This window comes from Mycobacterium kyorinense (assembly GCF_001672775.1).
Classification (GTDB): Bacteria; Actinomycetota; Actinomycetes; order Mycobacteriales; family Mycobacteriaceae; genus Mycobacterium; species Mycobacterium kyorinense_A.
Genome location: NZ_LZKJ01000118.1, coordinates 1 through 6,660 on the forward strand (window position 1 = coordinate 1; position 6,660 = coordinate 6,660).

Sequence of the window (6,660 nt, forward strand, 5' to 3'; positions counted from 1 at the left end):
TCGGACCCGATCTGCTGGTCGCTGCGCTTTAATTGGTTGATGGAGCTGATCACGCCCACCGACTCGATGCGCTTGCGGGGGAGGCGCTGGTGGCGGAGGCTTTTGGGTTGGCGCGACGACGCTTTGTCCCAGGTTGGGTCGCTGGTTGGCGTGCGGGCGGATGTCGAGCGCCAGTGCGATCGCCAGCGCGGCCACCCCCACGACGAAGAGCGTCAGCACGCCCAGAGCGACCAGGAACGGTTTGCGTTCGGGCCGGTCCTCGTCGCCAGCGAAGAGCAGTTCGGCCGGATCCGCGGCGAACGCGTCGGCGGTGTAGGCGTTGGCATCGGGGTCGACGTCGGCGCTGTATGCCAGAGGCTGGTCAGCGCCGGCTGGCTCCGTCGCGGCCAGACCGGCGGCCAGGGCCATTTCCGGGTCCACGACACCGGTGCCGGGATCTTGGGCATATGCCAGCGCGGCGGTGGACGACTCGAATAGCGGTGCGTGGGCCGAGGCGAGCGCGGCCCCGCGGGCCAGTGCGGTTTCCGGATCGTCAGCTGCGCTGACCGCCAGCGACGTCGCGGCATCCAACTCGGACTTGATCATGCCGATGTCGACGCCGGAGCCGACGACGAACAGTCCCTCCGGCCCCGACTCGAGACCAGCGGCGGCCCCGGTCATCGCGGTGAGGCGGGCAACCGCATCGGTGTCGTCCTCGGGTAACGGCTCTCGGTGTACGTCGCCGACCGAACCATCAGCAGAATCGACGACCGCCAGCGTCGCGCAGTCCGGTTCGACGAACAATAGGCCGGTGTGGCTATAGCCGAGGTTGGCGCCGACGGTTTGGGCCAGCGCGGCCGCCGCCAGGAACGCGGAGACCAGCATGACGTTCTCGACCTTGCGGGAGGCCAGCGCGTCCCGAAGCGCGCTTGCCTCGACGGGGTCGGTCCAGGTCACGCCCGTCGACGCCAGCCGGTGACCGCCTTCGACGGCGCTTTCCCGCGTGCCCAGGATGGCTGCAACCACTTGATCGGCTGCGCTGGGGGTCGGGGGACTCTGCGCGTCGCCGTCCGTGGTGATCTGGAAGTCGTCTTCCTCGACGGTCGCGCCCTCGCCGGTTTCACCCTCGACCAGCACCATGCGGACGGTCGTCGGGGCCATCGACATGCCCAATACGATGTCCACCGCGCCTCCAAAGCAGTTTGCTGGCCGCTGAGGAGTCTGCGCGGGGAGCGATCCACCGCGTGCAGGCCCCGGTGATTCGACCCTACTCGGTCGGGCAAGCGTGTGACGGCTTCGCCACCGCGGAGGTCAGTGGCCAGACATCACGTGAGGCCCAGGATTGTAAAGTTCAGGCAGCAACCGTTGGGGCGCGGCGCAAACAAGCTTCATCGAGGACCGCCGAGGATCTGATTGGCAATCACACTTAGAGCGGCGATCTGCGCGACGCTCTCGGCTCTGGTGTTGGCAAGCTGCAGTCACGCGGCCTTGTCCGGCAGGGCGGTATCGATGCTCTACGACCCCGACCGGGTCGGTGGATTGGCCGTGTCAGATGGCCCCAGCGGTCCACGCGACGTCCCACCGCCGGTCACCGACCGGGTTCACAACACGGACGGTGGTGATGACGACCGCCTGGCGTTGTTTGCGATCGACGACATCGAGGACTTCTGGCAACACCATTACTCCGAAGCGTTTTCAGGCGCCTTCAGCCCGGTTTCCACGTTGTTGTCGTACGACTCGGATGACCGGTTCGGCCCTACGGTGTGCGGCAACAAGACGTACGGCAACACCAACGCGATGTACTGCCATCGCAACGACACGCTGGCGTGGGACCGCGGCAGCTTGATCCGCACGGCCCGGAAATACTTCGGGGACATGGCCGTCAATGCGCTGCTGGCACACGAATACGGGCACGCCGTCCAGCGGATGGCGAAGTTGATCCACCACTGGACCCCGACCCTCGTCCGCGAGCAGCAGGCCGACTGTCTGTCGGGGGTCTACCTGCGCTGGGTCGCCGGAGGCGAGTCACCGCGTTTTCAGCTGAGCACGGGCGACGATCTCAGCCATATCCTGGCCGGCGCGATCGTCATACGCGATCCCATCTCGTCGCCGACCGAGGCGTCGTCAAGTGGCGACCCGCACGGAACCGCCCTCGACCGCGTTACCGCGCTGCAGCGCGGTTTCGACAGCGGCGCCGAAGCGTGCGGTGAGATCGACAGTGACGAAATCCAACAGCGCCGAGGCGACCTGCCGAGTTCGTTGTTTGAGTCGGAGAGCCAGCAAAGTGACGTCGGGATCGACGACGACACGCTGTCCACGATGATGGAGCTGTTGGGAAAGATCTTCGCTCCGGCCGACCCGCCGACGCTGTCGTCGGCCGGCACCAGTTGCAATCCCGCCGGCGGGACGCAACCCGTCGTCTACTGCCCCTCGATCAATACGCTCGCGGTCAACATGCCTGCGCTGCAACAGTTGGGAGCGCCATCAGACGAATCGCAGCTGGGTTTGCCGCAGGGTGACAACACCGCCCTGTCGGTGTTCACGTCGCGGTATGTGCTGGCGTTGCAGCACGACCGGGGACTGTCCTTGGATTCCGCGCTGACGGGCATGCGCGCCGCGTGCCTGACCGGGGTTGCGCAGCGCAACATGGCCGAGCCGATGGCCTTGCCGTCGGGCAAGATGCTGGTGCTGGGCGCTGGCGATCTCGACGAAGCCATCTCCGGCCTGCTGACCAACGGCCTGGTGGCCAGCGATGTGAACGGCACCGCGGTGCCGGCCGGCTTCTCCCGTATTTTCGCGTTTCACTCCGGGTTGCTCAGTAGTGCCGGCCAGTGCTACCAGCGGTTCTCCTGAGAGGTGTCGTTCTTGTGCCGTGCGTGCTGCGAGCCAGTTCAATAATGGTTGGTGGCGCAGGAGAAGAGGTGCAATGAGCGGTCCGCACGGGTCGAACCCAACCGAGCCTTTTCACCGGCCGCCGGGTCGCCGGTGGCAGCAGCCCGTGCAGCCGCCGCGTCGAGTCGAAAGACCAAGCGGCAGACCGGAAGAGCGAACAGTGCAGCGGCCGATGGAGTCTGGACGTCCGAACGCGCCGAAGCGGTATGAGCTAAATCCGCGCAGGCCGGCCGCGCAGAACTACCCGGTACCGCCGCAGCCCGATTTGCGCCGCCGCCCGCCATTCCCTCCTCCGCCCCCGCCTTATCACCAGCCGCCTCCGGGTTACCCGGCCGCTCGCGGTGCCGGGTATAACGCGCCGCAGCAGCAGTCAAAACCGTTGCCGGGCATGCGTATTCGCAACGACTGGCTTGGGCAGTTCAAGGGCTCTGAGCGTCGCGTGCTGATAGCAGCAGGCGTTGGGGTGGTGGGCCTGGCAGCGGTGGCGCTGGTCTTAGGCGTGCGACAACTCGGGTCTTTCCACGGCAACGAGCTCGACGTCAATAAGGCTCAGGTCGGCGTCCGGCAGATTCTCACCGACCCTGTCTATGGGTACGGGCGCAACAACGTTTCGACGGTCAGCTGCAACCACGGCCGCAATCCCGTGGTGCAGAAGGGCGGCACCTTCACCTGTGAGGTGCACATCAACGGGACCAAACGCCAAGTGACGGTGGTGTTCCGTGACGACAACGGAACCTATGAGGTCGACCGGCCCCGGTGACCGGGTGGCCGCGGCTGGCTCACGACTGTTCGGCGATCTGCTTGTCGATGCGCTGTTGGTCGTCGCGGACGGCCCCGATCATCAACGCCAGGGTCTTGTCGTCCCAGTTCGGGTTGCCGATGTTTTCGAGGCTGCCGACGACCGTTTCGAGGTGACCGACCAGCCGTTCTGCCAGGCTGACAGGCAGCCTCCCGTAATCGAAACGCCCCTGGCAATCGGATAGCGGGCGTCCCAGCAACAGCGAGATCTCACTGCCGACGTCGAGACGGGCGGCGAAAAAAGTGTCGATCGAAACCATGACCCCGATGTGCGGTTCGCGTGGCGTAGGCACCGTGCTGTTCTCCAATCCGAGGCAAGCCTGGTGGGAACAGCCGTAGCGACGCCGGGCCACCAGAAAGCGAGTAACTGTCAGGTGGAGGACCGCTCATTGGCATGTCGGCTCCTCCGTATGTAACAGCGTCACCCCTGCTAGGCACCTTGACGCGGAATAGAAGCGCACTTTATTACACAGAAGTCCAGTTGACTAGATGTCAGGGCCAACTCAGCGGACTGACCACAACAACGGGGCTCGAACAGCGACGGAAAGACCGCGCGTAAGACGCGCTTCTACCAGCGTGTATGGCGGTAAGAAGTTGGCGGTGGCGGAGGGATTTGAACCCTCGGACGGGGGTTACCCGTCACACGCTTTCGAGGCGTGCTCCTTAGGCCGCTCGGACACGCCACCGCCGGACAGCCTACCGAACCGCCGCCGGCTCACCCCAATCGCTGCCGCGCGAAGAAGTCCTCCAGCAGCGCGGCGCAGTCACCGGCCAGCACCCCGCCCCGCACGGCGGGCCGATGATTGAGCCGCCGGTCGCGCACGACGTCCCACAACGAGCCGACGGCACCGGTCTTGGGCTCCCACGCCCCGAAGATCACTCGCGCGACGCGGGCCATCACCAGCGCACCCGCGCACATCGTGCACGGCTCGACGGTGACCGCCAGGGTGGTGCCCTCCAGCCGCCAGCCGTCACCGAGCACCTCGGCGGCCGCCCGCATCGCCAGGATCTCCGCATGCGCGGTCGGATCGCCAAGCGCTTCGCGGGCGTTCACCGCACGGGCCAACTCGGTGCCGTCGGCGCCGACCACCACGGCACCCACCGGGACGTCGCGCGGGCCCGCAGTAGCGGCAACCGCGAGCGCGGCGCGGATCAGGTCGTCGTCGCTATTCACCGACCGAGACGGTCGAGCACCGTCGACAGCTGCTCGGCGAAGCCCATCTCGCGGGCGATGCGGCCCAGCTGCTCGTCGGCGTAGAGGTCGGTCTCGTCGAGAATGATGCTCAGCACCGCCTCGGGCAGCCCGACGTCAGACAGCAGGCCCAGGTCGCCCTCTTCGAACGGGTCGGCGTCTTCGAGGTCCTCCGGCTCGATGTCGGCGTCTAGCTTGTCCAGCACTTCGGCGGCGATGTCGTAGTCGAGGGCCGCGGTGGCATCCGAGAGAAACAGCCGGGTTCCCGACGGCCCGGGACGCACGATGACGAAGAACTCGTCATCGATATCGAGCAGGCCGAAAACCGCTCCGGCGCTGCGTAACTCGCGCAGTTCGGTCTCGGCTTCGGCCAAACTGGTCAAAGCTTTGCGCCGCATCGGGGCGCAGCGCCACTGGCCGTCTTCACGCACCACGGCAACGCCGAAGCCGTCCGGCGTATCTGCCTGCGCGGAGGCCCGCTGCGGTCCCATGCGCGCAACGCTAGTCGGTGGCCAGCCCCTTGACCAGCCGATCGGCCCTTGCTTGACCGACCGTCGGACGTCGCTGTTCTGGCGAATATGCCAACCTTGGAGGGTGGCGAAGACACCGGTGTGCGTGCTGGGGCTGGGACTGATCGGCGGCTCGATCATGCGCGCTGCGGCGGCGGCGAACCGCGAGGTCTTCGGCTACAACCGGTCGGTGGAAGGGGTGCAGGCGGCGCGGTTCGACGGCTTCGACGCGACCACCGAACTCACCGAAGCGCTGACCCGCGCCGCAGATGTCGGCGCGCTGGTGGTGCTCGCGGTCCCGATGCCGGCGATCCCGTCGTTGCTGACCTACATCCGCGAACTGGCTCCGGACTGCCCGCTGACTGACGTCACCAGCGTCAAAAGCGCGGTGCTCGAGGAGGTCACGGCCGCCGGCCTGCAGGCGCGTTTTGTCGGTGGTCATCCGATGACGGGCACCGCGCATTCGGGCTGGGCCGCCGGCCACGTCCGGTTGTTCACCGGCGCTCCGTGGGTCGTCAGCGTCGACGACCACGTCGACCCCGCCGTGTGGACGATGGTGATGAACCTGGCCCTGGATTGCGGTTCGGTGGTGGTCCCCGCCAGGTCCGACGAACACGACGCCGCCGCGGCGGCGATTTCCCATCTGCCGCATCTGCTCGCCGAGGCGCTGGCCGTCACCGCCGCCGAGGTCCCGCTGGCCTTTGCGCTGGCGGCAGGGTCGTTTCGCGACGGCACCCGGGTGGCGGTCACCGCGCCCGATCTGGTGCGGGCCATGTGTGAAGCCAACGCTGATCAAGTGTTGCCGGCCGTCGACCGGTTCATGGAACTGCTCGGCGGCGCTCGTGAGTCGCTGGCGCACAACAATTCTGTGGCCGAGCTGGTCGAAACCGGGCATGCCGCCCGTACCCGCTACGACAGTTTTTCCCGGCCGGAGATCGTCACTGTCTTCGTGGGTGAGGAGAACTGGCGTGCCGAGCTGGCCGCCGCCGTGGCTTACAAGAGCGGCCCGACTCGGTGACGGTGCCCGTCATCTATGTGAGCTTGCCCGAGATGTCGCTCACGTCGGCCGTCGTCAGTTACAGCAGTGCCGGCACCGCAAGCCCAGACAGCGTCAAAGTGCACTCGCCGGTGTCGGACGTCACCGTCACCATCGACTCCGACGGCTTCATCGTGGACTATCCAGGCTTGGCAGAGCGGATCTGATCACCCCGCCCGCCGCGGTTCAGTTCCATTAACCGGTCGACGGCCGGCAACACTTGATCAGCGTTGGCTTCACACATGGCCCGCCGA

The 6,660-nt window shown here is 66.7% G+C and carries 7 protein-coding genes, 1 tRNA gene and 1 pseudogene; 4 read left to right on the forward strand and 5 right to left on the reverse strand.

Going from position 1 to position 6,660, the window contains the following annotated elements; genetic code table 11:
- A partial coding sequence (locus tag A5707_RS13135) for a DUF7159 family protein (RefSeq protein ID WP_065014908.1) occupies positions 1-1,164 on the reverse strand: 1,164 nt, incomplete at its 3' end.
- A gap of 324 nt (positions 1,165-1,488) precedes the next feature.
- Between A5707_RS13135 and A5707_RS13140 the strand changes: the two genes are divergently transcribed.
- Together A5707_RS13140 and A5707_RS24160 are read left to right on the forward strand one after the other, a co-directional pair.
- A complete protein-coding gene (locus tag A5707_RS13140; protein WP_156657876.1) occupies positions 1,489-2,832 on the forward strand; it encodes a neutral zinc metallopeptidase in 1,344 nt (447 codons plus the stop codon).
- A 427-nt stretch (positions 2,833-3,259) separates the two neighbouring features.
- Positions 3,260-3,631 (forward strand): DUF4333 domain-containing protein, encoded by a 372-nt coding sequence (locus A5707_RS24160; protein ID WP_197495324.1) that lies wholly within the window; start codon positions 3,260-3,262, stop codon positions 3,629-3,631.
- A 19-nt stretch (positions 3,632-3,650) separates the two neighbouring features.
- Here A5707_RS24160 and A5707_RS13150 read toward each other — a convergent pair whose 3' ends face one another.
- From A5707_RS13150 to A5707_RS13165, 4 genes are all read right to left on the reverse strand, one after another.
- Entirely contained in the window at positions 3,651-3,962 is a 312-nt protein-coding gene (locus A5707_RS13150) for a hypothetical protein (RefSeq protein WP_156657878.1), read from the reverse strand.
- A gap of 302 nt (positions 3,963-4,264) precedes the next feature.
- Positions 4,265-4,355 (reverse strand) — tRNA-Ser (locus tag A5707_RS13155).
- 29 nt (positions 4,356-4,384) lie between these two features.
- Positions 4,385-4,843 (reverse strand): nucleoside deaminase, encoded by a 459-nt coding sequence (locus A5707_RS13160; protein ID WP_065014912.1) that lies wholly within the window; start codon positions 4,841-4,843, stop codon positions 4,385-4,387.
- Positions 4,840-5,352: a tRNA adenosine deaminase-associated protein gene (locus A5707_RS13165; RefSeq protein WP_065014913.1), complete on the reverse strand. Its 513-nt coding sequence runs from the start codon at positions 5,350-5,352 to the stop codon at positions 4,840-4,842. Before A5707_RS13165 ends, A5707_RS13160 begins: the two co-directional genes overlap by 4 nt.
- Before the next feature lie 118 nt (positions 5,353-5,470).
- Here A5707_RS13165 and A5707_RS13170 point away from each other — a divergent pair, with 118 nt between their 5' ends.
- The gene (locus tag A5707_RS13170) at positions 5,471-6,388 is read left to right on the forward strand and encodes a prephenate dehydrogenase (RefSeq protein WP_232000717.1); all 918 of its coding nucleotides are present in this window, start codon (positions 5,471-5,473) and stop codon (positions 6,386-6,388) included.
- A pseudogene (locus tag A5707_RS13175) lies at positions 6,352-6,573 on the forward strand (putative glycolipid-binding domain-containing protein); the annotation flags it as partial. The gene A5707_RS13170 and the pseudogene A5707_RS13175, both read left to right, overlap by 37 nt.
- Between the last annotated feature and the right edge of the window lie 87 nt (positions 6,574-6,660).

Excerpts from the sequence above, each read along its gene's own strand:
- A5707_RS13140 (WP_156657876.1), top strand. The coding sequence starts at position 1,489 with ATGCTCTACGACCCCGACCGGGTCGGTGGATTGGCCGTGTCAGATGGC.
- A5707_RS24160 (WP_197495324.1), top strand. The coding sequence starts at position 3,260 with ATGCGTATTCGCAACGACTGGCTTGGGCAGTTCAAGGGCTCTGAGCGT.
- A5707_RS13165 (WP_065014913.1), bottom strand. The coding sequence starts at position 5,352 with ATGGGACCGCAGCGGGCCTCCGCGCAGGCAGATACGCCGGACGGCTTC.